Origin of the sequence: Variovorax boronicumulans, from assembly GCF_009811375.1 — a bacterium.
GTDB lineage: Bacteria > Pseudomonadota > Gammaproteobacteria > Burkholderiales > Burkholderiaceae_C > Variovorax > Variovorax boronicumulans.
In genome coordinates, this window is the sequence record NZ_BKDH01000003.1 from 278,304 (window position 1) to 301,849 (window position 23,546).

The window sequence follows — 23,546 nt, forward strand, 5'->3', positions numbered from 1 at the left end:
CGCGCCCTAACCACGGCGCGCCCGGACGGCTAGAGTCGTGCGATTGCATCCCAAGGAACACACCGCATGGCCACCTCCCGAGACGACGACAGCAACGACAAGACCGACCGCATCAAGGACTCGGCCCAGCAGATCTGGCTGGCCGGCCTCGGCGCCTTCGCCAAGATGCAGCAAGAGGGCAGCAAGGCCTTCGAGGCGCTGGTCAAGGACGGCGCCGGCATGCAGAAGAAGACCCAGCAGGCCGCTGAAGAAACGCTGGCCCAGGCCCAGCAGCGCATGGCCGGCTTCGCCAGCGAGTTCGGCACCAAGGCCGCCGGCCAGTGGGGCAAGCTCGAGAACATCTTCGAAGACCGCGTGGCGCGCGCGCTCGAAAAGCTCGGCGTGCCCTCGGCCGCCGACATGGCCGCGCTGCAGGCGCGCGTCGAGGCGCTCGAAGCCCAACTCAAGCAGCGCGATGCCAAGACCTCGCCCGTGCGCGCCTCGCGCAAGGCCGCACCGGCCCCCGCCGCCAAGAAGACCCTGCGCCGCACCAAGGCCGGCTGACATCGTTCTGTAATTGCGGCACTGCACAAAAATTCAGCGCCGCAAAACATGTCCCGCACCGTTCATGGTGCAGCGCACATGCGCTAGAGTGCCCCCAAGACCAAGAGAAACCACGGGGGCACCGACATGGCAAAGAAGGCGCCACGCCGCACTGCGCAACGCATCCTCGAAGCCGCATTGGATTTGTTCAACCGCTTCGGGGAACCGAACGTGTCGACCACGCTGGTGGCCGGCGAGCTGAACATCAGCCCCGGCAATCTCTACTACCACTACCCCGCCAAGGAAGAGCTGATCAACAAGCTCTACGAAGGCTACGAAGCCGAGCTCAACGAGCTGCTGCACGCCAGCGAAGGCGTGCACGACGTGGAGGACGCCTGGTTCTTCATGCACAGCCTCTTCGAGCTGATCTGGCGCTACCGCTTCCTGTACCGCGACCTCAACGACCTGCTGAGCAAGAACCGGCACCTGGAGACCCAGTTCCAGCTCGTGCTCAAGAACAAGGCACGCGCCATCCGCCAGCTGATCGCCGGCCTGAGCCGCGCCGGCCACCTGGACATCGACGCGCACGAGGTCGACACGCTGGCCCAGAGCATGGTCGTGGTGCTGACCTACTGGCTCAGCTACGAGTACGTGCGCAACCCGCGCCAGGCGCTGGAGCCCGCACATGCGCAGGGCGCGCTGATGCGCGGCGGCCACCACACGCTGCACCTGCTCGCGCCCTACCTCGCACGCGACCAGCGCCGCCACCTGCTCGCGCTGAGCAATGCCTACAACGGCGAAAGCGCCGCCAGCAACCCCAGCCCCGTGCCACCGACGGTCGATATGGCGGCCTAGAACATCCATGCCCCACTCCGATTTCAAACCGCTCTCGCTGCTGTCCGCCGGCCCTGCCGCGGCCACGGCCACCGCCGGCACCGAACCCTGGACGCCCCTTCCCTACCCCGACGTGCCCCGCTACGACGCGCGCAGCCTGCTCGCCCACTGGCAGCGCCTGCACGCCGGCCACGCACTGCCGCCGCCCGCGCGCGACGCGCCGCTGGCCGAAGGCTGGGCGCTGTACCACAGCGGCGAGTTCGAACGCGCCGCCGCCCTCGGCTTGCGCCACGGCCCCGACGGCCTGGCGCTCGCCAACCAGGCGACCGCGATCTACGCCAACTACCTGGAACCGCGCGAGGCCGTGCGGCTCGCCATGTTCCGCCAGGTGATCGAGCGCGCCGGCGCGCAGGTCGCGGCCGAGCCCGACAACTGCCAGGCGCTCTACTGGCAGGCCTACGCGCTGGGCCGCTACAGCCAGGGCATCAGCGTGGCGCGCGCCCTGGCGCAGGGCTTGGGCACCAAGCTCAAGGGCGCGCTGGAGCACGTGATCGAGCTGCAGCCGGAGCACGGCGACGCGCACCTCGCGCTGGCCGCCTTCCACGCCGAGGTGATCGACAAGGTCGGCGCGCTGGTCGGGCGCATGACCTACGGCGTGCGCGCCGAAACCTCGATCGAGCTGTTCGAGCGCGGGCTGGCGCTGCACCCGCAGTCGGCGGCCGGAATGATGGAGTACGCGCGTGCGCTGCTGATGCTGCACGGCGAGTCGCGCCTCGGCGAGGCGAACGGGCTGTACGAGAAGGCGGCCGCGCTGACGCCGGCGGATGCGCGGGAGCGGTTGGATGTGGAGCTGGCGCGCGCAGGGCTGACGGACTGAAAGGCCGGAACGCTTGCTATTGGTACCACTTGGTACCAATCCATTTAAGATGCGCGGTTTCTGACCTTCTTCCCGACCGCCATGTCCGACCTCAACGCCCAATTCGAAGCCGCCCAGGCCAACTCCAAGCTGCTGGCCGAGCGCCCCGACAACCCGACGCTGCTGAAGATCTACGCCCTGTTCAAGCAGGCGACCGAAGGCGACAACGCCGCCAAGAAGCCCAGCTTCAGCGACATCGTCGCGCGCGCCAAGTGGGACGCGTGGACCGCCCAGAAGGGCGCCACGGCCGACGAGGCCAAGCAGAAGTACATCGACCTGATCGAATCCCTGCGCGCCTGACCGGCCGCGTCGATCAACCGACGATCCCGCGTTCCTGCAACGCGGCGATCTGCCCGGCGCTCAACCCGATCTCCTCCAGCACCGCCTGCGTGTCCGCCCCCAGCGCCGGCGCATTGCGCCGGTGGCCGGCCGGCGTGAGCGACAGCTTGGGCACGAAGCCGGGCACCGCGAGCGCGCTGCCGTCGGGCATCTTCACCTCCTGCAGCATGCCGCGCGCGGCGTAGTGCGGGTCGGCCGCGATGTCGGCGATGGTGTAGATGCGCCCGGCGGGCACGTGCGCCGCATCGAGCGCGGCCAGCACCTCGGTCACCGTGCGCTGCGCGGCCCAGTCGCCGATGGCGGCATCGAGCATCCCGACCTGCGCCACGCGCCCCGTGTTGCCGGCCAGCGCCGGGTCGGCCGCGAGGTCCGGCCGGCCGATGCAGGCCATGAGCCGCTTGAAGATGCTGTCGCCGTTGCCCGCGACGATGGCGTAGCCGCCGTCCGCGCAGCGGTAGGCGTTGGTGGGCGCAATGCCCGGCAGCGCGCTGCCGGCGGCCTCGCGCACCGCGCCGAATTCGGCGTACTCGGGCAGCAGGCTTTCCATGCAGTTGAAGACCGCCTCGTACAACGCGACGTCGACCACCTGGCCCCGGCCCTTCGGGAATTCGGCGCTCACGGTGGCGTGGCGGTGCTGCATGGCCATCAGCACGCCGATCACGCCGTGCAGCGAGGCCAGCGTGTCGCCGATCGACACGCCCACGCGCACCGGCACGCGGCCCGGTTCGCCCGTGAGGTGGCGCAGCCCGCCCATGGCCTCGGCCACCACGCCGAAGCCGGGCCGGTCGCGGTAGGGGCCGGTCTGGCCGTAGCCGCTGATGCGCAGCATCACGAGCGCGGGGTTGGCGGCCAGCAGCGCGTCGGGCCCCAGGCCCCAGCCTTCCATCGCGCCAGGGCGGAAGTTCTCGACCAGCACGTCGGCCTCGGCCGCAAGCTGGCGCACGATGGCCTGCGCCTCGGGCTGGCGCAGGTCCAGCGCCAGCGAGCGCTTGTTGCGCGACTGCACCTGCCACCAGACAGAGGTGCCGTCCTTCAGCAGCCGCCAGGTGCGCAGCGGGTCGCCCGCGCCGGGCGGCTCGATCTTGACCACGTCGGCGCCGAAGTCGGCCAGCGTGCGCGCCGCGAAGGGGCCGGCGATCAGTTGCCCGAGTTCGACGACCTTGAGGCCGGCCAGCGGACCCGCGGCCGGAGGGGAAAGAGAGCTTTGCGTCATGGCTTGCGAGTGTGCCGTGCCGCCCCGGATACCGCGTCGGGCCGGGAAAACACCTATGAAATCTTGACACGGCGCGAAGCGGCTCTTTTGCACCGCAGCAATTGCGCTCCGGCATGCGCCACGCCCCGAGGAGAAAGGGGTTTGCTGCAGCGCAGCGCGTCGTCGCGCCCTTCACTACCAGGCAGGACCGCGACTCAAAAAAGTATCAGTTGCGCACCCCAACGCTGGTTGTTGGCATCCGGAGCGATTCGTACAGTCCGCCTCACCCCCAACCCGGGGGCCATACACAGAGGAAAGACCGCCGGCCATGCAACCCGATCTGGAAATCGTCGAAGTCCAAGGTGACGAATCGTTCACCGCCTGGGCGCACGGCTATCCGTATCGCACGGTGCGCTGGCACTTCCACCCCGAGTACGAGATCCAGCTGATCGTCGAGACCCAGGGCGTGTACTTCGTGGGCGACCACGTCGGCCACTTCGAGCCGGGCAACCTCGTGTTCATGGGCCCCGACCTGCCGCACAACTGGATCAGCGACGTGCCCGCCGGCCAGAGCGTCGAGCGCCGCGGTATCGTGATCCAGTTTCCGGCCGCGCTGGTGCGCAACATGGCGGCCACCTTCCCCGAGTTCCGCCGCATCGAGCCGCTGCTGGCCGAGTCGGCCTCGGGCCTGCTCTTTTCGGCCGCCACCGCCGCCGCGGCCAAGCCGATCATGGAAGCGCTGCTCGAGGCGCGCGGGCTGCGCCGCGTGGTGCTGCTGCTGTCGCTGTTCGAACTGCTGGTGGCCAGCGACGACCGCCAGCGGCTGGCCAGCCCCGCGTTCACGCCCGACCCCAAGGCCTTCATGTCGCACGCGATCAACAACGTGCTGGCCCACATCGCCGCCAACCTGGGCGACGAGCTGCGCGAGCCGATGCTGGCCGAGTTGGTGGGCCAGAGCCCGAGCGCGTTCTCCCGCTCGTTCCGCAAGCACACCGGCCAGTCGTTCGTGCGCTACGTGAACCGGCTGCGCATCGGCCGCGCCTGCGAACTGCTCGCCAACAGCGACAAGCCCGTGCTCGACGTCTGCATGGACGTGGGCTTCAACAACGTGTCGAACTTCAACCGGCAGTTCCTGCTGCACAAGCGCATGCCGCCGACCAAGTTCCGCCATTTCCATCGCATGCAGCTCGCTGCATCGCGCGCCGCCAACAGCCCGCCGTAGCGCGCCCCCCCGTGTTCCCCGCGTCGTTCCTGGCGCGGCGCACTCCGCGCCGCGCAGGGCGCCCCTTTGCCCGCGTTTTTTGCAGACCGTCACACAACCAACCTCAAGGAGACAACCCAATGAAGAGCCTTCTCAAAACCACCGCCCTCGTCGCCGCCCTGGCCTGCGGCACCACCGCCGCACTGGCCCAGGCGCCCAAGCAGCCGCTGCGCATCGGCATGACCTTCCAGGAATTGAACAACCCCTACTTCGTGACGATGAAGCAGGCCCTGGAAGAAGCCGCCGCCAGCATCGGCGCCACCGTGGTCACCACCGATGCGCGCCATGACGTGGCCAAGCAGATCGGCGACGTGGAAGACATGATCCAGAAGAAGATCGACATCCTGCTGCTGAACCCGACCGACTCGGCCGGCGTGCAGTCGGCGGTGCGCTCGGCCAAGAAGGCCGGCGTGATCGTGGTGGCGGTCGACGCCAACGCGCAAGGCCCGGTCGATTCGTTCGTGGGCTCCAAGAACCTCGACGCCGGCCGCCTGGCCTGCGAGTACCTGGCGAAGAACATCGGCGAGAAGGGCGACGTGGCCATCCTCGACGGCATCCCGGTCGTGCCGATCCTGGAGCGCGTGAAGGGCTGCCGCGAAGCGCTGGCCAAGTACCCCGGCATCAAGGTCGTGAGCACGCAGAACGGCAAGCAGGAGCGCGCCACCGCGCTCACCGTGACCGAGAACATCCTGCAGGCGAACAAGAACCTCAAGGGCGTGTTCAGCGTGAACGACGGCGGCTCGATGGGCGCGCTCGCGGCCATCGAAGCCAGCGGCAAGGACGTGAAGCTCACCAGCGTGGACGGCGCACCCGAGGCCATCAAGGCGATGCAGAAGGCGGGCTCGAAGTTCATCGCCACCACCGCGCAGTACCCGCGCGACCAGATCCGCCTGGCCATCGGCATCGCGCTGGCCAAGAAGTGGGGCGCCAACGTGCCCGCGGCCGTGCCGGTCGATGTGAAGCTCATCGACGCCGAAGGCGCCAAGACCTTCAGCTGGTAAGCCACCGCAGGCACCGCCCGTGACGCTCACGTACGAACCACCCCGGGAGATGCTGCGGCTCGAGGGCGTGTCCAAGCGCTTCCCGGGCGTGAAGGCCCTGTCGAACATCGACCTCTCGGTGCGCCAGGGCGAGGTGCACGCGCTGCTCGGCGAGAACGGTGCGGGCAAGTCGACGCTGATGAAGATCCTCGGCGGCATCCACCAGGCCGACGAGGGCCGCATCGTCATCGACGGCACCGAGTGCCACTTCGCCGGCTACGGCGACGCCATCGCGGCGGGCATCGGCATCATCTTCCAGGAGTTCAGCCTGGTGCCGTACCTGAACGCGGTGGAGAACATCTTCCTGGGCCGCTACCTCACGAACCGGTTCGGCCTCATGGACCAGGCGGCGATGCAGCGCGAAGCCCGCGCGGTGTTCGACGAACTGGGCGTGCAGATCGACCTCGGCGTGCCGATCTGCCAGCTCTCGGTGGCGCAGCAGCAGTTCGTCGAGATCGGCAAGGCGCTGTCGCTGAAGGCGCGGCTGCTGGTGCTCGATGAACCCACCGCCACGCTCACGCCCAACGAGGCCGAGCACCTGTTCAAGGTGATGCGCGCACTGCGCGCCAAGGGCGTGGCGATGATCTTCATCTCGCACCATCTCGATGAAATCTTCGAGGTGTGCGACCGCATCAGCGTGCTGCGCGACGGCGCCAACGCCGGGCATGTCGACGTGGCCGCCACGACCGTCGACGCGCTGGTCGAGATGATGGTGGGCCGGCGCATCGAACAGAGCTTTCCGCCCAAGCCGCAGCCCGCACCGAACGGCCGCAAGGTGCTCGAGGTGCCCGAGATCCAGCTCGTGAAGGAAGGCCCGGTCAACCGCTTCGACCTGCACGCGGGCGAGATCCTCGGCTTCGCGGGGCTGGTGGGCTCGGGGCGCACCGAGCTCGCGCTGGGCATGATGGGCGCCGACCGCACGCACCGCAAGACGGTGCTGCGCAACGGCCAGCCCGTGCGCCTGGACGACCCGACGCAGGCGCTCGCGCACGGCATCGGCCTGCTGCCCGAAAGCCGCAAGGTCGAAGGGCTGATCACCGACTTCACGATCCGCTTCAACATCTCGCTGAACAACCTCGGGCGGCACCGCCGCGCGGGCGTGGTCGACACAGCGTCTGAAAAGCGCGCGGCCGGCGAACTCTCGCGCCGCGTGGGCGTGAAGGCGCCGGGCATCGACACCCGCGTGGCCACGCTGTCGGGCGGCAACCAGCAGAAGGTGGTGATCGCGCGCTGGCTCGGCCACGACTGCGACGTGCTGATCTTCGACGAGCCCACGCGCGGCATCGACGTGGGCGCCAAGGCCGAGATCTACCAGCTGATGCGCGAACTCACGCGCCAGGGCAAGTCGATCCTGATGATCTCCAGCGAGCTGCCCGAGATCGTCGGCCTGTGCGACCGCGTCGCGGTGTTCTCGGGCGGCGCCATCGTGGCGACGCTCACGGGCGACGCGATCAACGCGGGCGAAATCATGCGCCACGCGACGTCGTCCTCTCCCTCCCTTCCCTCTTCCTCCGGGAGCCCCCCATGACTGCCACCGCCACCCATCCCACGCCGCCGGCACCCGCGGGCGGGTTCTTCACGCAGCTGCGCCGCTCCACGGCCTTCCTGCCGCTGGTCGGCCTGGTCGCGATCTCGGTCTTCATGATCGTGGCGACCGACAACTTCCTTTCGGTGAGCAACCTGCAGAACATCGCGCTGCAGTCGTCCATCAACGCGATCATCGCGGTGGGCATGACGGCCGCGATCCTCACGGGCGGCATCGACCTCTCGGTGGGCGCGGTGGTGGCGCTGTCGGGCACGCTGGCCTCGGGGCTGATGGTGCACTTCGGCCTGCCGCCCGTGCTCGCCGTGCCGCTCGGGCTCGGCGTGGGCGCGGTGATCGGCCTGTTCAACGGCTACTGCGTGGCCTACCTGCGCATGCCGCCGATCATCGTGACGCTGGCCACCATGGGTATCGCGCGCGGCATCGCCCTGATCTACACCGGCGGCTACCCGATCGACGGGCTGCCCGAGTCGTTCGCCTTCCTGGGCAGCGGCACGCTCGCGGGCCTGAAGGTGCCGATCCTCATCATGCTGGCCACCTACCTCGTGGCCTACGTGCTGCTCAACATGGCGCCCTTCGGCCGCTACGTGTACGCCATCGGCGGCAACGAGGAAGCCACGCGGCTGTCGGGCGTGCGCGTGTCGCGCTACAAGCTGCTGGTGTATGTGCTCAGCGGCCTCACCGCCTCCATCGCGGGCATCGTGCAGGCCGCGCGCGTCACCAGCGGCCAGCCCGGCGTGGGCGTGGGCTTCGAGCTCGACGCCATCGCGGCGGTGGTGATGGGCGGCACGTCCATCGCGGGCGGCCGCGGCGCGATCGTGGGCACGCTGGTCGGCGCGCTGCTGCTGGCGGTGCTCAACAACGGTCTCAACATGATCGGCGTGTCGCCGTACCTGCAACTGATCATCAAGGGCGGCATCGTGCTGCTCGCCATCTTCATCAGCCGCGAAGCCCGCCGCTGACCTCTTCTCCTCCGCTTCTTCGCACCCCTCCTGATCTCAAGGAATCCATGTCGTATCAAAAGCTCCAACCCGGCGCCACGGGCGCCATCGGCGAACTCGCCGCCATGCAGGCCGTCGTGTGCCACGGCCCGAAGGACTACCGGCTCGAGACCGTCGCGATGCCCGTCATCGGCCCGAACGAACTGCTCATTTCCATCGCGGCCTGCGGCATCTGCGCCTCCGACTGCAAGTGCCACTCAGGCGCGAAGATGTTCTGGGGCGGCGACGGCCAGCCCTCGTGGGTCAAGGCGCCGGTCATCCCCGGCCACGAGTTCTTCGGCTACGTCGAGGCGCTGGGCGAGGGCGCGGCGGAGCACTTCGGCGTGGAGAAAGGCGACCGCGTGATCGCCGAGCAGATCGTGCCCTGCGGCAAGTGCCGTTTCTGCACCTCGGGCAAATACTGGATGTGCGAGGTCCACAACATCTTCGGCTTCCAGCGCATCGTGGCCGACGGCGGCATGGCCGACTACATGCGCCTGCCGCCGACCTCGCGCGTGCACAAGATCCCCGACGGCATCTCACTGGAAGACGCGGCCATCATCGAGCCGCTGGCCTGTGCGATCCACACCGTGAACCGCGGCGAGCTCCAGCTCGACGACGTGGTGGTGATCGCCGGCGCCGGCCCGCTGGGACTGATGATGACGCAGGTGGCAGCACTCAAGACGCCCAAGAAGCTGATCGTGATCGACCTCGTGCCCGAGCGCCTGGCACTCGCGAAGCAGTACGGCGCCGACGTCGTCATCAACCCGAAGACCGAAAACGCCGATGCCATCGTCAAGGGCCTCACCGAAGGCTACGGCTGCGACGTGTACATCGAGACCACCGGCGCGCCCATCGGCGTGACGCAGGGCCTGGACATGATCCGCAAGCTCGGCCGCTTCGTCGAGTTCAGCGTGTTCGGTTCGGAGACGAGCGCCGACTGGTCGATCATCGGCGACCGCAAGGAACTCGACGTGCGCGGCGCGCACCTGGGCCCGTACTGCTACCCGGTCGCCATCGACCTGCTGGCGCGCGGGCTTGTCACCTCGAAGGGCATCGTGACGCACGACTTCCCGCTGACCGAATGGGAGCACGCCTTCGCGCTGGCCAACTCGCTCGACTCGATCAAGGTGCTGCTCAAGCCTGCACCGCAGGCGTCGGGCAGCGCGGCATGACGTACGTGATCGGCGTCGACATCGGCACGCAAAGCACCAAGTGCCTGTTGGTCGGCATCGACGGCAAGGTCCACGCGCAAGCCAGCGTGGCCTACCAGCCCGAGACGCCGAAGCCGCTGTGGGCGCAGCAGGACTGCGAGGTCTGGTTCGACGCCGTGTGCGAGAGCGTGCGCGCCTGCGTGGCGCAAGGCGGCGTCGCCGCGACAGACATCGCCGCGATGTGCGTGAGCAGCCTCTACGGCGGCGCGGGCATCCCGGTCGACGAGGCCATGCGTCCGCTGCACCCTTGCCTCATCTGGATGGACCGCCGCGCCACCGCCGAGGTCGACGCGGTGAACGCGACGGTCGACGTGGCGCGGCTGCAGGCCATCACGGGCAACGGCGTCGACAGCTACTACGGCTTCACCAAGATGCTGTGGCTGCGCGAGCACCGCCCCGAGGTGTGGGCAAAGACGCACCACTTCCTGCCGCCCAACAGCTACATCAACTGGCGGCTGACGGGCCAGCTCGCGGTCGACCACAGCTCGGCCGGCAACATCGGCGGCGTGTACGACGCGGCGCGGCGGCGCTGGTCGGCGCAGGCGCTCGACATGCTCGGCATTCCGGCGCGCATGATGCCGCCGCGGCTCGTCGAATCGAGCGAGGTGGTGGGCCACCTGAGCGCCGAGTGCGCCACGCAGCTGGGCCTGCGCGAAGGCATACCGCTGATGGCCGGCGGCGTCGATGCGGCGGTGGCCACCTTCTGCGCGGGCGTCACCGGCAGCGGCGACCACGTCGCGATGATCGGCACCAGCATGTGCTGGGGCTTCGTGAGCCCGACCGTGGACGCGCGCCACCAGCTCATCACCATGCCGCACGTGTACCGCGGCGCGGACCGCAGCTACGTGTTCGGCGGCGCGATCACGGCCGGCGCGGCCGTCACCTGGTTTCGCGAAGCCTTCTGCCAGGCCGAGGTGGCCGAGGCCGCGCGCACCGGTGAAGACGCGCACGCCCTCATCGAACGCCGCGCGGTCGAGGTGCCGCCCGGCGCCGACGGCCTGGTCTTCCTGCCTTACCTGATGGGCGAGCGCAGCCCGATCTGGGACGCGCAAGCCAAGGGCGCCTTCCTCGGCCTCTCGCTCGCGCACAGCCGCGCCCACCTGTACCGCGCCGTGCTCGAAGGCGTGAGCTTCGCGCTGCAGCACAACATCGAGGCCGGCCGGCGCAGCGGGCAGCCGCTGGACGACCGCCTGATCGTGGTCGGCGGCGCCGCGCATTCCGACCTGTGGATGCAGATCGTGGCGGACGTCACGGGCTACCGCGTGTTCACGATCGAGGAAGAGGTCGAGGCCGCCCTCGGCGCGGCGATGCTCGCGGCGCTCGGTGCCGGGCTGGTCGATGCAGCTACCGCCGAACGCGGCTGGGTCACGCTGGTGGAACGCGCGCGGCCCGAGCCTGCGGCGCAAGCGGTCTACCGGGAGCGCTTCGAGATCTACACCTCGCTGTACCCGGCGTTGCGTGATGCGATGCATCGGTTGGGATGACGCACGCACTGTCCAGGGCGACGCTCCCGCCGACGCGGTACCTTGCTCCGCGAATGTCCCCCGGGCTTCGCCCTCCTCCTTGATTTCGCTGCGCAAGGCACCGCATCGACGTGAGCGTGGGCAGTGCGGTCGTTGATCGGCTGCACACCAGCGCCGCTTCCCGTGCACAGGACACTGGGTGCTTCCCGCAGCGAAATCAAGGAGGAGGCCGCAGGCCGGGGGACATTCGCGGAGGGAAGTACCCGGTGGCCTGTGCACTCGCCCTGAACCACCACCTTTGATGAGCAGAACACCATGACACCCACCTTCGACTTCTCAGGCAAGCGCGCCCTCGTGACCGGCGCCAGCAGCGGCATCGGCCGCGCAGTGGCCGCACAGCTCGCCCAATCAGGCGCACAGGTCACCGCCGTGGGCCGCAACGCCGACGCGCTGGAGGCATTGCAGGCCGAGTCCGGTTGCCAGCCCTTGGCCCTGGACGTGGCCGACGTCCCCGCGCTGGAAAAGGCACTCGCCCCGCTGCCCGCGTTCGACCTCGTGGTGAACTGCGCCGGCACCACGCGCATCGAGCGCGCCATCGACCTGCAGGCCGGGAGCTTCGACGCCGTGATGGCCGTCAACGCACGCGCCGCCGCGCTCGTGGCCGCGCGCTGCGGCCGGGCCATGATCGCGGCCGGCGTGCGCGGCAGCATCGTCAACGTGTCGAGCCAGGCCTCGCTGGTCGCGCTCGACGCGCACCTTTGCTACAGCGCCTCGAAGGCGGCGATGGACGCCGTCACGCGTGCGCTGTGCCTCGAATTCGGGCCGCACGGCATCCGCGTGAACAGCGTGAACCCGACCGTCACGCTCACGCCCATGGCCGAGCAGGCGTGGTCCGATCTGGCCAAGAGCGCGGCAGCGCTCCAGAACATTCCGTTGGGACGTTTCGCGCAGGTCGAGGAAGTGGTCGCGCCGATCCTGTTCCTGCTGTCCGACGGTGCGGCGATGGTCAGCGGCGTGGCGCTGCCGGTCGACGGTGGCTACACGATCGTCTAGACCGTCGCGCCTCAGGCGAAGCGGGTGCCGCCCTGCGGCGCGTCGAGCAGTGCATCGAGGTTGCGCGAGATCTTCTGCTCGATCTGGTCGCTGAAGCTGCTGAACAGGAAACCCAGTGTCGCCTCGAGCCGGAAGGTGTCGGCCGTGACCTCCACCGTGCCGTCGATGCCCGCGCGGCTGAACTGGGCCCGGTCGCAGTCGGTGCCCTCGGTGTAGGTGCATTCCAGACCGTAGTCCTGCTCGACCTGATGCACCCATTGGCGCGCGACTTCGCGAGCGCCGGCAATGCCCAGCGTGTGGTTGCGTTCGATTTGGATGTCAGGCACCGTCGTCTCCGTTGTTGTCGTGTGTGCGGCCGTGGCGCGCATGGGTGTGCAGGATACCCGTGGCGGCCTGCAGGGCGCTGCGGCGCTCCTCCGTCGTGGACAGCGCGGCGATGCGCCGCACCGCAGTGTAAAAGCGCGGCCAGTCGCGGCCCTCGCGTTCGAACAGCGCTTCGAAGCCCGGCACCAAGTCGTCGTAGGCGCCCTGCGCACCGAAGGCCGCGTTGTTGGCGCGCGCCACCCAGCCGTCATAGGCGTTCTGGCGCGGACCGGTCCACGCCGCCTTCAGCGCGGTGTAGCGCTCGCGGAAGTCGGCCATGGCGGCCTGCTTCTGCGCTTCGACCTTCGCCCAGTCCTTCGCCTTGGCTTCGGGCGACTCGTACACCTGCGTGAGCGCGCGGCGCGTGTTGAGCGCCAGCGCGCGGAAGTCCTGCCGCTGTGCATTGAACTGCGCGTACTCGGCACGCGCCGCCTCACCGGCTTCGCGCTGCAGCCACATCGCGCCGCCGATGCGCTCGACAGCCGTGGCGTACGACTCGTTGAACACCGTGTCGCCCGGCACATAGAGCACCTGGTGCGCCAGCTCGTGGAACACGATGCGCGCCAGCTCGCCCTCGGGGTAGCCGATGAAGGTGGACAGCAGCGGATCGCCGCCGGCCCAGTTCATCCAGCCCAGCGTGGAGTAGGCCGGCACGGGGTACACGGCCACTTCGAGGCCATTCGTCTTCTGCGCCTCGGCCTCGGTTTTCGCGGCGGCCTCGTCGTAGTAGCCGCGGTAGCCCACGCAGCCCGCGACCGGGAAGCACCAGCTCTTGAGCGTGAGCGAGTACGGCGGCGCGGCCACCACGTTCCACACGGCGGCGGGGCGGTGCAGGTCGGCATACGAGGTGTAGCTGGCGTTGTCGGGCAGGCCGAGTTCGCTCGATGCGAAACGGCGGATGCGCTGGGCAAGCTCAAGCTTGGCCTTGAGCGGCGCGCCCACGGCCGGGTCGGCCAGCCACTCGGGCACGGGCTTGGCCGCGCGCAGGATGTCGAGGTGGCCGTTGGCCGATTGCCAGTAGTAGCCGAGGTCGGCGCAGCCCGTCAGGAAAAGCGCGCCGGCCAATGCCAGCGCGGGCGCGCGCAGCCGTCGCATCACGCCTTTTCGACCTGCACCAGGCAGTCGTAGAAGGTCGGGCCCCGACCGATGTCGGTCAGGCGCTGGCTGGTCAGTTCGTTGACGTTGGTGCCGTCCATGCCGAGCTTGCGCCACCAGATGCCCATGCCGTGCACCACGCCCTGGCGCGCGCGGCGCGACACCTCGGCGCGGCAGCGGTGCTCGCCGCGCTGGTTGAACACGCGCACCGTCGCGCCGTCCTCGATGCCGCGCGCGGCGGCATCGTCGGCGTGGATCTCGAGCAGCGGCTCGACCTCGATGGCGCGCAGGCTGGTCACGTTGACGAAAGTCGAGTTGAGGAAGTTGCGCGCCGGCGGCGAGATCATGGCCAGCGGGAATTCGGTCGAGCTGCCGGCTGGCTCCCAGTTGGGCACGTGGTCGGGCAGGCCGTCCATGCCCATGGCCTGCAGGCGCTCGCTGAAGAACTCGCAGCGGCCCGACGGCGTGGGGAACCTGCCTTCGGCGAACGGCGCCTCGGCCAGCTTCAGGCTGGTGAAGCCTTGCGCGCGCAGCTGCTCGAAGTCGATCGCCTTCTCGGCGAAGGCGGTGCGGCACAGCGACTCGTCGCTCTCCGAAAAGCAGGGCTCGTCGAAACCCAGGCGGCGTGCCAGTTCGCGGAACACCCAGGCATTGCTGCGGGCCTCGCCGCGCGGCGCCACGGCCGGGCGGTTCAGCAGCACGTCGGTGTGGCCGTAGCTGCAGTGGATGTCCCAGTGCTCAAGCTGCGTGGTGGCGGGCAGCAGGTAGTCGGCGTAGTCGGCGGTGTCGGTGCGGAACTGCTCGAGCACCACGGTGAAGAGGTCCTCGCGCGCGAAGCCCGCCACCACCTTGGCCGACTCGGGCGCCACCGCGACCGGGTTGCTGTTGTAGACCACGAGGGCCTTCACGGGCTTGGTGGTGTCGAGCAGCGCATCGCCGATGGTGCTCATGTTGATCGTGCGCGGCTTGCGCCCGGCCAGCAGGTCGGGGCGCTGCAGTGCGGCGCGGTCGACCGGGTAGTGGCCCGAGCTGCTGAGCAGCAGGCCGCCCGCGCGGTCGCGCCAGGCGCCGACCAGCGACGGCAGGCAGGCGATGGCGCGCGCCGCGTTGCCGCCGCCGCGCACGCGCTGCATGCCGTAGTTCAGGCGGATCGCGGCCGGCTTGGTCGTGCCGTAGGCCTGGGCCAGCGCGACGATCTGTGCCTCGGGAATGCCGCAGACCTCGGCCGCGCGCGACGGCGGCCATTGCAGCGCGCGCTCGCGCAGCTGCTCCCAGCCCAGCGTGTGGTTGGCGATGTAGTCGTGGTCGAGCCAGTCGTGCACGATGAGTTCGTGCATGAGCGCCAGCGCCAGCGCGGCGTCGGTGCCGGGCAGCAGCGCGATGTGCTCGTCGCACTTGTCGGCGGTTTCGGTCTTGCGCGGGTCGATGCACACCAGCCGCGCGCCGGCGCGCTTGGCGGCCTGGGCGTGGCGCCAGAAGTGCAGGTTGCTGGCGATGGAGTTGCTGCCCCAGATAAGGATGAGCTTGGCCTCGGCGAAGAACTCGATGCGCATGCCGACCTTGGCGCCCAGCGTGTAGACCATGGCCTCGCCGCCCGCCATCGAGCAGATGGTGCGGTCCAGCAGCGAGGCGCCCAGCTTGTGGAAGAAGCGCCGGTCCATCGATTCGCCCTGCACGAGGCCCATGGTGCCCGCATAGCTGTAGGGGAGAATTGCTTCCGGTTCAGTCTGCAATCCCCGAAGATGCGCGGCGATGTCGTCCAATGCCGTCTCCCACGAGACGGGCTCGAAGTGGCCGCTGCCCTTGGGACCGACGCGTTTCAGGGGCTGCACGAGCCGCTCGGCATGGTCATTGCGTTCGATGTACCGCGACACCTTGGTGCACAGCACGCCGCCGGTGTGCGAGTGGGCGGGGTTGCCTTGCAGCTTCACCGCCACGCCGTCCTTGACGGTGGTGACGAGCGCACAGGTGTCGGGGCAATCGTGCGGGCAGGCGCCCAGCACCGTGGAAGGTGCGGAGGCGTCGGGCGTGTCGAGGAGGGAATCCGTTGCGTGGGCCATCGGACAAGTCTAATTTGAGTATCAACACACAGGGCAGAGGGAGGATTTCACCATGACGATGCAATTGAATCGCAGGCATTTTTCGATCGCCACGGCGGCCGCCGCCACGCTGGGCGGCTTCGGCATCGCCCGGGCGCAGGGCGACACGCCGCTGGTGCTGGGCCAGTCGGCGCCGTTCACCGGGCCGGCCGCGCAGCTGGGCATCCAGTTCCACCAGGGCGCCAAGCTGTTCCTGGACCAGTACAACGCCCAGCCGGGCCAGCGCGACGTGGTCATCAAGAACCTGGACGACGGCTACGAGCCCGACCGCTGCGCGGCCAACACGCAGAAGCTGATCGGCGAGGACGTGTTCGCGCTGTTTGGCTACATCGGCACACCGACCAGCCTGGCCGCGCTGCCGCTGGCGGTGAAGGACAAGGTGCCGTTCATCGCGCCGTTCACGGGCGCGATGTCGCTGCGCGAGCCTTTTCACCGCAACGTGTTCCATCTGCGCGCTTCGTACAACGACGAGACGGCATTGATGGTGAAACAGCTCACCCACCTGGGCATGAAGAAGATCGCGGTCTTCTACCAGAACGACGCCTACGGCAAGGCCGGCCTGGACGGCGTGACGCTGGCGCTGGCCCAGCAGGAACTCAAGCCGGTGGCGCTGGCCACGGTGGAGCGCAACTCGGCCGACGTGGCCGCGGCGGTGAAGACGATCATGGCGAGCCAGCCGGCGGCGGTGGTCCAGGTCGGTGCCTACAAGGCCTGCGCGGCGTTCATCCGAGAGATGCGCAAGGCGGGCTACGGCGGCGTGTTCTTCAACCTCTCGTTCGTGGGCACGCAGGCGCTGGCGGACGAGCTGGGCAAGGAAGCCGCAGGCGTGATGGTCACGCAGGTGGTGCCCTCGCCCTACAACCAGGCCAACGCGCTGGCCCGCGAGTTCACCGAAGCGGTGCGCAAGGCGGGCGGCGGCGCGAGCGCCAATTTCTCGAGCATGGAAGGCTACCTGGCCGCCAAGGTGCTGACCGAGGGCCTGCGCCGCGCGCCGGGCGGCAAGGGCACGCGCGACGGGCTGATCGCGGGGCTGGAAAGCATCGAGCGGCAGCAGTTCGGCGGCTTCGAGGTGTCGTTCTCTTCGAAGAGCCATGTGGCTTCGAAGTTTGTCGAGCTGTCGATGCTGACTGCGGACGGGCGGGTGCGGACGTAGTTTTTTCGCGCTCTGGTTCGGGGCGCGTGCCCAGGCCACCGGGTACTTCCCTCCGCGAATGTCCTCCGGCCTGCGGCCTCCCCCTTGATTTCGCTGCGGGAAGCACCCAGTGTCCTGCGCACTGGACGCGCTGCTGGTGCTCGCCGATCAACGGCCGCACTGCCCAACGCTCACTTCGATGGGGTGCCTTGCGCAGCGAAATCAAGGAGGAGGGGCGAAGCCCCAGGGGACATTCGCGGAGCAAGGCTCCCCGTCGGCGTGAGCACGCCAGAGCGCTCGCCCAGGCCGTTCCGGCTCAGCTGCTGAGCCCGTCCACCGCCTGGAACATCGCCTGCCGCGCCTGGCTCACGATCTGGCCGCGCCAGGCGTCGCTGTCCGTGTAGAACGCCTCCACCATGCGCGCGCGGATGCCATCGGCCAGGTCGACCGGTGCGTCCGGGTGCTTGTGCAGCCAGTGGTCGGCGCGCAGGGCGCCGGTCACTTCGAGCATCGGCAGCGTGCCGTATTCGAGCGCGATGCCGGTGTACTCGGCCTGTGGGCACTCTTCGTACACGGCGTCCCACATCAGGCCGCGCAGCAGCGCCGAGGTCGAGGAGCCGTCGTAGATCGAGGTGACGGGCGCCGCCGGCGTGCCCCACCACGCGTTGGCGCGGGCGTAGGCGACCTTGTCGTCGCGGCAGGCAAAGATGCGCTCGCCCAGGCCGTTGGGGCCGAGGCCCGTGTGCAGGTCGATCCAGGCCAGGCGCTTCGCGCTGCCTGCATGGCGACGCAGCACGCTGCGGATCGTCTTGTTGCTCCAGGTCGGCGCCTTGCCGCCGAAGAACAGGCCGTCGTCGAACTGGTACTGGCCGCTGGTGACAGCCGCCTGGTAGGCCGTGGCGCCGTGCTTCTCGATCCACTTCTCGATCGCGGCCTGGTTGTCCGGCGTCGGCGGCCAGGTGTCGGGCAGCAGCAGCGGATGCAGCTTCGCGTAGGGCTCGTTCACCGGCACGGGCTTCGAGAAGTCGAGGAAGTTGCGGTTCAGGTCGACGTTCTCGTGCGTCACGCGGCGGCCGTACGAAAAGCCGTGCGGGTTCAGCGCATGCACGTACAGCACCGCCACGCCCTGCGCCTTGGCCTTCTCGCGCCATTCGGCGTCGTGCAGCGCGAACACCTGCACGCCGCTGCCGCAGTGGCCCTCGACGCCGTGACAGGCGCTGGTGACGACAAGCAGCCGCTCGGCGTTGGCGTCGCCGTCGAGCGCCACGTCCATCGACAGCTCTTCGCCGTCGCGGCCCTTGAGCGGGTGCGCGTGCGGCTCGACCGTGAGGCCGGCGCTGACGCAGCCCTGCAGGAACTTCTGGCGCGCCTGGGCGTAGCGCGGCGAAAAGGCTTCGCCGATGCCGATCATGCCGCTGCGCCGCCAGGCTGGAGGAACTGCTCGGCGATCTGCACCCAGCAGGTCGCGCCCAGCGGGATGAGGTCGTCGTTGAAGTCGTAGCTGGCGTTGTGCAGCGTGCACGGGCCTTCGCCGTGGTGCACGTCGCGGTGCGCGCCGTCGCCGTTGCCGATGAAGGCGTAGGCGCCGGGCTTGGCCTGCAGCATGAAGGCGAAATCTTCCGAGGTCATGGCGGCCTCCTGCTTGAGCACGTTCTCGGGGCCGACGATGCCGCCCATCACGCGGCGCGCGAAGTCGGCCTCGGCCTCGGTGTTGATGGTGGGCGGGTAATAGCGCTCGAAGCGGAACTCGCAGGTGGCGTCGTGCGCGGCGCAGATGTGCTCGCTGATCTGCTTCATCTTGGCCTCGATCATGTCGAGCACCTCGAGCGAGAAGGTGCGCACGGTGCCCGACAGCTCGCAGTTGTCGGGGATCACGTTGTTGGTCTCGCCGGCGTGGATGGTGGTGACCGAGATCACCGCCGAGTCGGTCGGCTTCATCTTGCGCGTGAGGATGGTCTGGAAGGCCTGCACGATCTCGCAGGCAATCGGCACCGGGTCGATGCCGGTCTGCGGCAGCGCGGCGTGGCCGCCCTTGCCGACCACGTTCACATGGAACTTGTTGCCCGAGGCCATGACCGGGCCGGGGCTCACGGCGAACTGGCCGGCCTTCATGCCGGGCCAGTTGTGCATGCCGAACACGGCGTCCATGGGGAACTGCTCGAACAGCCCTTCCTTGATCATCTCGCGCGCGCCGCCGCCGCCTTCTTCGGCCGGCTGGAAGATCAGGTAGACGGTGCCGTCGAAGTTGCGGTGCTTGGCCAGGTGCTGGGCCGCCGCGAGCAGCATCGCCGTGTGGCCGTCGTGGCCGCAGGCGTGCATCTTGCCGTGGTGCTGGCTGGCGTGGGCGAAGGTGTTGAGCTCGGTGACGGGCAGCGCGTCCATGTCGGCGCGCAGGCCGACGGCGCGGGTGCTGGTGCCGTTCTTGACGATGCCGACCACGCCGGTGGTGCCCAGGCCGCGGTGGATGGGAATGCCCCATTCGGTGAGCTTGCCTGCCACCACGTCGGCGGTGCGGACTTCTTCGAAACAGAGTTCAGGGTGGGCATGAAGGTCACGCCGGACGGCCGCGATGCCGGCCGCCTGCGTGACGAGCGAGTCGATGAGTTTCATAGGACACAGTCTAGGCTTTGCGATCAGCGCCGCAAAGACCGTGCCGGGCAAACCCTCAGCGGCCGATGCTCTTCAGGTACTCGGCGCGCGCGGCCAGCGCGGTGTCGGTGAAGTCGGTGAACACGCCATCGACGCCGAGCTTGTAATAGACCGCGTATTCGTTCTTGCCGTCCTTGTTGTAGTCGGACGCGAGCCGGCGCGACTCGTTACGGAACGTGAAGGGGTGCACGAACAGGCCCGCCTTGTGGGCGTCGGCGATCAGCGTGGTGGGGGCCGTCGAGGTGGCGTCGGCGTCGTTGATCTTGCCGTCCTTGTTGACGTCCACCACCTTGCCGTCGGCGCCCACGGTGCCCTTGACGCTCACGATGTAGCGCTTCCAGGGGCCGATGCCGTCGGCGTAGGTCTTGATCTCGGCCAGCCCGGCGGGCGTGACCATGACGTCGAAGTTGCGCTTGTCGCCGGCCTTGGTCCACTCGTAGGGGCGGTCGACCGGCACGGCGTAGGTCATGGCGCCGGTCTTCATGTCGATGCCGTCGCCGTCGATCAGCTGGATGAGCCGGGTGTTCAGGCCCTTGCTCTTCATGTACTTGAGGCTGCCGGGCTCGAAGGACTGCACGTAGATGGGCGCGGTCTTGCTGTTCCAGCCGGCGGCGTTGATGGCGGCGATGACCTTGTCTTCCATGGGCATGCCCAGATCGCGGAAGTAGGTCGGGTTCTTGGTTTCCGGGTAGATCGCGATGGTGCGGCCGGTTTCCTTCGACTTGGCCTTGGCGAAATCGATGATCTCCTGGAAGGTCACGACCTTGAACTTGCCGTTGAATTCCTGCGGGCGCTCGGCGTCGGTCGAGATGCCGCCCAGGGTCTTGATCTCGGCCAGCGTGAAGTCGTTGCTGAACCAGCCGGTCTGGGTCTCGCCGTCGACCTGGATGGTCTTCTTGCGCGAGGCGAAGCGCGCGTGCTTGGCCACGTCGGTGCTGATGGCCAGGTTGGGGTCGTGGCGGGCGATGAGCACGCCGTCCTTGGTGGAGACCAGGTCCATCTCGATGACGTCGGCGCCCAGCTCGATGGCGCGGGCGTACGACTCCAGCGTCTGTTCCGGCAGGTAGCCCGAGGCGCCGCGGTGGGCGATGACCAGCGGCGGGTTGCCATCCAGCGTGAGCAGCTTGTTCGCCGCCGGGCCGGTGGTGCCACAGGCGGCCAGGCTCAGGGCGGCCGCGGCGGTCAGGGTGATCTGCAGGGACATGCGCATGTTGTCTTCTCCATCCAAACAAAGAAAAAAGAGGAGGCAGGCTACCCGCTGCGCGTGACAACGCCGATACCCATCTGCGCGGGCGTTCAACTTCCCGGACAATCTGTTGCATGCAGCACACGCTTTCTCCCCAGAGCCTCTTGATGGCGCAAACCTTGGTTCGCATGAACACGGTGAGCGCAAACAGCAACCTCGAGCTGATCGACTTCGCCCAGGCGCACCTCGCCGCCCTCGGCGTGAAGAGCCGCATCACCTACAACGCCGAGCGCACCAAGGCGAACCTGTTCGCCACGCTGGGCGAGGGCAAGCCGGCCGGCGTGATCCTCTCGGGCCACACCGACACGGTGCCCTGGGACGGCCAAGCCTGGAGCGTGGACCCGCTGTCGGCCGTGGTGCAGAACGAGCGCCTGTACGGGCGCGGCTCGGCCGACATGAAGAGCTACATCGCGATCGCGCTGGCCAATGCCCAGCGCTTCCTCGAGGGCGACGCGCCCTTCGCCGTGCACTTCGCCTTCACGTATGAAGAAGAGATCGGCTGCTTCGGCGTGCGCGAACTCATCGCCGACATGCGCGACGCCGGCATCAAGCCGCTGGCCTGCATCGTGGGCGAGCCCACCAGCATGGTGCCGGCCATCGCCCACAAGGGCGTGTACCGCTACAAGTGCTGCGTGCGCGGCAAGGAGGCGCATTCGTCGCTCACGCCGAAGTCGGTCAACGCCATCGAGATGGCCGCGCGCGTGATCGGCAAGGTGCGCGACATGGCCGAGGACTTCGAGCGCAGCGAGCCGCGCTACGACGGCTTCGACGTGCCCTTCAGCACCGCCAGCGTGGGCCAGTTCCACGGCGGCATCGCCGACAACGTGGTGCCGCGCGACGCCGAGTTCCGCTACGAATTCCGCGACCTGCCCACGGCCGACGCCAAGCGCATGCAGTCCGACGTGCTGGCGTACGCCGCGAGCATCGAGCCCGCCATGAAGAAAGTGGCGCCCGACGCGGGCTTCAAGTTCGAGACCATCTGCGAGATCCCGAGCTTCCTGGGCGCCGCTGGCGATCCGGTCACGCTGCTCGCGCAGCGCCTGGCCAGCGAAGACCGCACCACGCTGGTGGCCTTCGGCACCGAAGCGGGCCTGTTCAAGAACGCCGGCATCCCCACCGTGGTGTGCGGCCCCGGCAGCATCGAGCAGGCGCACCAGCCCGACGAGTTCGTGAGTCTTGAGCAGCTCGCGCGCTGCGAGCTGTTCATGGAGCGCCTCGCGACCTCGCACACCATTGGCTGAAGACCACGGCAGCGGCGCACTGCAACGCATGAAACGCGTCGCGCTCGGCCTGCTGTGCGCGGCGGCGGCGCTGTATGCGCTGGCCAGCGCGCTGCACGGCCAGCACCCGGCCTGGGGCTACGTGGCGGCCTTCGCCGAGGCCGCGATGGTCGGCGCCATTGCCGACTGGTTCGCGGTGGTGGCGCTGTTTCGCCACCCGCTGGGCCTGCCGATCCCGCACACGGCGATCATCCCGAGCAACAAGGACCGCATCGGCGCCAAGCTCGCGGGCTTCATCTGCGACAACTTCCTGAGCACCGCCCAGGTGCTGGCCAAGCTGCGCCAGTTCGATGCGGCGGGGCGCATCGCCGAGTGGCTGGCCCGGCCCGCCAGCGGCGAGCGGCTCGGCGAATGGGGCGTGGCCGCCACGCGCTACGGCCTGGCCGCCTTCGACGACGAACGGGTGCGCGACTTCATGGGCCGCGCCGCGGCGGCCGGGCTGGCGAAGATCGACCTCTCTCGCCTCACCGGCCAGGCGCTCGATGCGCTCACGGCCGGCGGGCGCCACCAGGCGCTGCTCGACGACGTGCTGCAGCAGGTGGCCGAGCTGCTCGACGGCGACGAGGTGCAGGCGCACATCACCGAGGCCATCGCGCGCGAGATCAAGACGCTGCGCTATGTCGGCCTGGACCAGGTGGCGGCCAAGCTCGCCACGCGCAAGATCGTGGCCGCCATCGCGCGCACGCTGGCCGAACTGGCGGCCGAGCCCGAGCACCCGATGCGCCGGCGCTTCGACCATTTCGTGGACGACTTCGTGGTGCGCCTGAAGCTCGATCCCGAGTTCCAGCAGCGCGGCGAGCAGATCCGCGCCGAACTCATCGCGCACCCCGCGCTGGGCGACTACCTGCACGGCCTGTGGGGCGAACTGCTGGGCTGGCTGCACGACGACCTCGGGCGCCCCGACTCGACCATCCGCCAGCGCATCGCCACCATGGCCGGCGCGCTGGGCCAGCGGCTGCAGAACGACGCGGCGATCCGCGCCTGGATCAACGAGCAGCTCGAAGCCGCCGCGCCGGCGGCCATCGAGCGCTACCGCGAGGACATCCGCCGCTACATCGAGGAGCGCGTGGGCGAGTGGAACGCGCACGAGATGACCGACGAGCTCGAGCGCCACATCGGGCGCGACCTGCAGTTCATCCGCATCAACGGCACGCTGGTGGGCGGGCTGGTGGGGCTGCTGATCCACACGGCGACGCAGCTGCTGCGCGGCTGAACAATCACCGGGCGCTGCGGGTTATCCGCAGCGGACGAAAGTCCACGTCTTGTCCCGCGAGCGACTGCGCGGCCTCCTCCGGCTCCTAGACTGCGGGCGCACTGCCGCATCC

At 68.9% G+C, this 23,546-nt stretch carries 21 protein-coding genes; 14 read left to right on the forward strand and 7 right to left on the reverse strand.

All coding sequences use genetic code 11. The annotated features are described in order from the left end of the window. Positions 1 to 66 precede the first annotated feature (66 nt). The 4 genes from VHAB30_RS23965 (at position 67) to VHAB30_RS23980 (ending at position 2,572) form a co-directional block, all read left to right on the forward strand. The gene (locus VHAB30_RS23965) at positions 67 to 543 is read left to right on the forward strand and encodes a phasin family protein (protein ID WP_159278821.1); all 477 of its coding nucleotides are present in this window, start codon (positions 67 to 69) and stop codon (positions 541 to 543) included. Between the two features lie 126 nt (positions 544 to 669). Further along, positions 670 to 1,377, forward strand: a complete 708-nt coding sequence (locus VHAB30_RS23970; protein ID WP_070063441.1) for a TetR/AcrR family transcriptional regulator — start codon at positions 670 to 672, stop codon at positions 1,375 to 1,377. 7 nt (positions 1,378 to 1,384) lie between these two features. Further along, entirely contained in the window at positions 1,385 to 2,233 is an 849-nt protein-coding gene (locus tag VHAB30_RS23975) for a tetratricopeptide repeat protein (protein ID WP_174250278.1), read from the forward strand. A gap of 81 nt (positions 2,234 to 2,314) precedes the next feature. Continuing rightward, on the forward strand, positions 2,315 to 2,572 hold the full coding sequence (locus VHAB30_RS23980) for an acyl-CoA-binding protein (protein WP_159278822.1): 258 nt from the start codon (positions 2,315 to 2,317) through the stop codon (positions 2,570 to 2,572). A 13-nt stretch (positions 2,573 to 2,585) separates the two neighbouring features. Here VHAB30_RS23980 and VHAB30_RS23985 read toward each other — a convergent pair whose 3' ends face one another. Further along, positions 2,586 to 3,824: a CaiB/BaiF CoA transferase family protein gene (locus VHAB30_RS23985; RefSeq protein WP_095743259.1), complete on the reverse strand. Its 1,239-nt coding sequence runs from the start codon at positions 3,822 to 3,824 to the stop codon at positions 2,586 to 2,588. Positions 3,825 to 4,131: 307 nt separating this feature from the next. On the opposite strand from VHAB30_RS23985, the gene VHAB30_RS23990 reads away from it, so the two are divergent. The 7 genes from VHAB30_RS23990 to VHAB30_RS24020 all read left to right on the forward strand — a co-directional run bounded on the left by VHAB30_RS23990 (position 4,132) and on the right by VHAB30_RS24020 (position 12,357). Then, entirely contained in the window at positions 4,132 to 5,025 is an 894-nt protein-coding gene (locus VHAB30_RS23990; protein WP_062476111.1) for a helix-turn-helix domain-containing protein, read from the forward strand. 119 nt (positions 5,026 to 5,144) lie between these two features. Continuing rightward, complete coding sequence (locus VHAB30_RS23995; protein ID WP_159278823.1) at positions 5,145 to 6,065, forward strand: ABC transporter substrate-binding protein; 921 nt, start codon at positions 5,145 to 5,147, stop codon at positions 6,063 to 6,065. 49 nt (positions 6,066 to 6,114) lie between these two features. Next, entirely contained in the window at positions 6,115 to 7,632 is a 1,518-nt protein-coding gene (locus tag VHAB30_RS24000) for a sugar ABC transporter ATP-binding protein (RefSeq protein WP_159278942.1), read from the forward strand. Then, positions 7,629 to 8,609 carry an ABC transporter permease gene (locus VHAB30_RS24005; protein WP_159278824.1) on the forward strand — a complete coding sequence of 327 codons (981 nt, stop codon included), beginning with the start codon at positions 7,629 to 7,631 and terminating at the stop codon, positions 8,607 to 8,609. The genes VHAB30_RS24000 and VHAB30_RS24005 overlap by 4 nt, the downstream gene beginning before the upstream one ends. Before the next feature lie 47 nt (positions 8,610 to 8,656). Then, positions 8,657 to 9,802 carry an alcohol dehydrogenase catalytic domain-containing protein gene (locus tag VHAB30_RS24010; RefSeq protein WP_159278825.1) on the forward strand — a complete coding sequence of 382 codons (1,146 nt, stop codon included), beginning with the start codon at positions 8,657 to 8,659 and terminating at the stop codon, positions 9,800 to 9,802. Further along, on the forward strand, positions 9,799 to 11,325 hold the full coding sequence (locus VHAB30_RS24015; protein ID WP_159278826.1) for an FGGY-family carbohydrate kinase: 1,527 nt from the start codon (positions 9,799 to 9,801) through the stop codon (positions 11,323 to 11,325). The genes VHAB30_RS24010 and VHAB30_RS24015 overlap by 4 nt, the downstream gene beginning before the upstream one ends. Positions 11,326 to 11,619: 294 nt before the next feature. Continuing rightward, the gene (locus VHAB30_RS24020; RefSeq protein ID WP_159278827.1) at positions 11,620 to 12,357 is read left to right on the forward strand and encodes an SDR family oxidoreductase; all 738 of its coding nucleotides are present in this window, start codon (positions 11,620 to 11,622) and stop codon (positions 12,355 to 12,357) included. An 11-nt stretch (positions 12,358 to 12,368) separates the two neighbouring features. Here the strand turns inward: VHAB30_RS24020 and VHAB30_RS24025 are convergent, their stop codons facing one another. From VHAB30_RS24025 to VHAB30_RS24035, 3 genes are read right to left on the reverse strand one after another with little or no spacing between them, the layout of a single operon-like run. Then, on the reverse strand, positions 12,369 to 12,683 hold the full coding sequence (locus VHAB30_RS24025) for a polyhydroxyalkanoic acid system family protein (protein WP_062476134.1): 315 nt from the start codon (positions 12,681 to 12,683) through the stop codon (positions 12,369 to 12,371). After that, a complete protein-coding gene (locus VHAB30_RS24030; RefSeq protein ID WP_159278828.1) occupies positions 12,676 to 13,815 on the reverse strand; it encodes an aminopeptidase in 1,140 nt (379 codons plus the stop codon). Before VHAB30_RS24030 ends, VHAB30_RS24025 begins: the two co-directional genes overlap by 8 nt. Further along, the gene (locus VHAB30_RS24035; protein ID WP_159278829.1) at positions 13,815 to 15,875 is read right to left on the reverse strand and encodes a molybdopterin-containing oxidoreductase family protein; all 2,061 of its coding nucleotides are present in this window, start codon (positions 15,873 to 15,875) and stop codon (positions 13,815 to 13,817) included. The genes VHAB30_RS24030 and VHAB30_RS24035 overlap by 1 nt, the downstream gene beginning before the upstream one ends. Before the next feature lie 58 nt (positions 15,876 to 15,933). Here VHAB30_RS24035 and VHAB30_RS24040 point away from each other — a divergent pair, with 58 nt between their 5' ends. After that, positions 15,934 to 17,067, forward strand: coding sequence for an ABC transporter substrate-binding protein (locus VHAB30_RS24040; protein WP_082818036.1), 1,134 nt, complete (start codon positions 15,934 to 15,936; stop codon positions 17,065 to 17,067). A 295-nt stretch (positions 17,068 to 17,362) separates the two neighbouring features. Here the strand turns inward: VHAB30_RS24040 and VHAB30_RS24045 are convergent, their stop codons facing one another. From VHAB30_RS24045 to VHAB30_RS24055, 3 genes are read right to left on the reverse strand one after another with little or no spacing between them, the layout of a single operon-like run. After that, a complete protein-coding gene (locus tag VHAB30_RS24045) occupies positions 17,363 to 18,457 on the reverse strand; it encodes a M14 family metallopeptidase (RefSeq protein ID WP_159278830.1) in 1,095 nt (364 codons plus the stop codon). Continuing rightward, positions 18,454 to 19,656: a M20 aminoacylase family protein gene (locus tag VHAB30_RS24050; protein WP_159278831.1), complete on the reverse strand. Its 1,203-nt coding sequence runs from the start codon at positions 19,654 to 19,656 to the stop codon at positions 18,454 to 18,456. Before VHAB30_RS24050 ends, VHAB30_RS24045 begins: the two co-directional genes overlap by 4 nt. Before the next feature lie 55 nt (positions 19,657 to 19,711). After that, a complete protein-coding gene (locus VHAB30_RS24055) occupies positions 19,712 to 20,905 on the reverse strand; it encodes a glycerophosphodiester phosphodiesterase (protein ID WP_159278832.1) in 1,194 nt (397 codons plus the stop codon). A gap of 110 nt (positions 20,906 to 21,015) precedes the next feature. On the opposite strand from VHAB30_RS24055, the gene argE reads away from it, so the two are divergent. Both argE and VHAB30_RS24065 read left to right on the forward strand, forming a co-directional pair. Continuing rightward, a complete protein-coding gene (gene argE, locus VHAB30_RS24060; RefSeq protein WP_095950723.1) occupies positions 21,016 to 22,182 on the forward strand; it encodes an acetylornithine deacetylase in 1,167 nt (388 codons plus the stop codon). A 28-nt stretch (positions 22,183 to 22,210) separates the two neighbouring features. Continuing rightward, the gene (locus VHAB30_RS24065; RefSeq protein WP_095950738.1) at positions 22,211 to 23,434 is read left to right on the forward strand and encodes a DUF445 domain-containing protein; all 1,224 of its coding nucleotides are present in this window, start codon (positions 22,211 to 22,213) and stop codon (positions 23,432 to 23,434) included. Positions 23,435 to 23,546 lie beyond the last annotated feature (112 nt).

Coding starts and splice junctions, on each gene's coding strand:
- VHAB30_RS23965 (WP_159278821.1), top strand. CDS start 67: ATGGCCACCTCCCGAGACGACGACAGCAACGACAAGACCGACCGCATC.
- VHAB30_RS23970 (WP_070063441.1), top strand. CDS start 670: ATGGCAAAGAAGGCGCCACGCCGCACTGCGCAACGCATCCTCGAAGCC.
- VHAB30_RS23975 (WP_174250278.1), top strand. CDS start 1,385: ATGCCCCACTCCGATTTCAAACCGCTCTCGCTGCTGTCCGCCGGCCCT.
- VHAB30_RS23980 (WP_159278822.1), top strand. CDS start 2,315: ATGTCCGACCTCAACGCCCAATTCGAAGCCGCCCAGGCCAACTCCAAG.
- VHAB30_RS23985 (WP_095743259.1), bottom strand. CDS start 3,824: ATGACGCAAAGCTCTCTTTCCCCTCCGGCCGCGGGTCCGCTGGCCGGC.
- VHAB30_RS23990 (WP_062476111.1), top strand. CDS start 4,132: ATGCAACCCGATCTGGAAATCGTCGAAGTCCAAGGTGACGAATCGTTC.
- VHAB30_RS23995 (WP_159278823.1), top strand. CDS start 5,145: ATGAAGAGCCTTCTCAAAACCACCGCCCTCGTCGCCGCCCTGGCCTGC.
- VHAB30_RS24000 (WP_159278942.1), top strand. CDS start 6,115: ATGCTGCGGCTCGAGGGCGTGTCCAAGCGCTTCCCGGGCGTGAAGGCC.
- VHAB30_RS24005 (WP_159278824.1), top strand. CDS start 7,629: ATGACTGCCACCGCCACCCATCCCACGCCGCCGGCACCCGCGGGCGGG.
- VHAB30_RS24010 (WP_159278825.1), top strand. CDS start 8,657: ATGTCGTATCAAAAGCTCCAACCCGGCGCCACGGGCGCCATCGGCGAA.
- VHAB30_RS24015 (WP_159278826.1), top strand. CDS start 9,799: ATGACGTACGTGATCGGCGTCGACATCGGCACGCAAAGCACCAAGTGC.
- VHAB30_RS24020 (WP_159278827.1), top strand. CDS start 11,620: ATGACACCCACCTTCGACTTCTCAGGCAAGCGCGCCCTCGTGACCGGC.
- VHAB30_RS24030 (WP_159278828.1), bottom strand. CDS start 13,815: ATGCGACGGCTGCGCGCGCCCGCGCTGGCATTGGCCGGCGCGCTTTTC.
- VHAB30_RS24035 (WP_159278829.1), bottom strand. CDS start 15,875: ATGGCCCACGCAACGGATTCCCTCCTCGACACGCCCGACGCCTCCGCA.
- VHAB30_RS24040 (WP_082818036.1), top strand. CDS start 15,934: ATGCAATTGAATCGCAGGCATTTTTCGATCGCCACGGCGGCCGCCGCC.
- VHAB30_RS24045 (WP_159278830.1), bottom strand. CDS start 18,457: ATGATCGGCATCGGCGAAGCCTTTTCGCCGCGCTACGCCCAGGCGCGC.
- VHAB30_RS24050 (WP_159278831.1), bottom strand. CDS start 19,656: ATGAAACTCATCGACTCGCTCGTCACGCAGGCGGCCGGCATCGCGGCC.
- VHAB30_RS24055 (WP_159278832.1), bottom strand. CDS start 20,905: ATGCGCATGTCCCTGCAGATCACCCTGACCGCCGCGGCCGCCCTGAGC.
- argE (WP_095950723.1), top strand. CDS start 21,016: ATGCAGCACACGCTTTCTCCCCAGAGCCTCTTGATGGCGCAAACCTTG.
- VHAB30_RS24065 (WP_095950738.1), top strand. CDS start 22,211: ATGAAACGCGTCGCGCTCGGCCTGCTGTGCGCGGCGGCGGCGCTGTAT.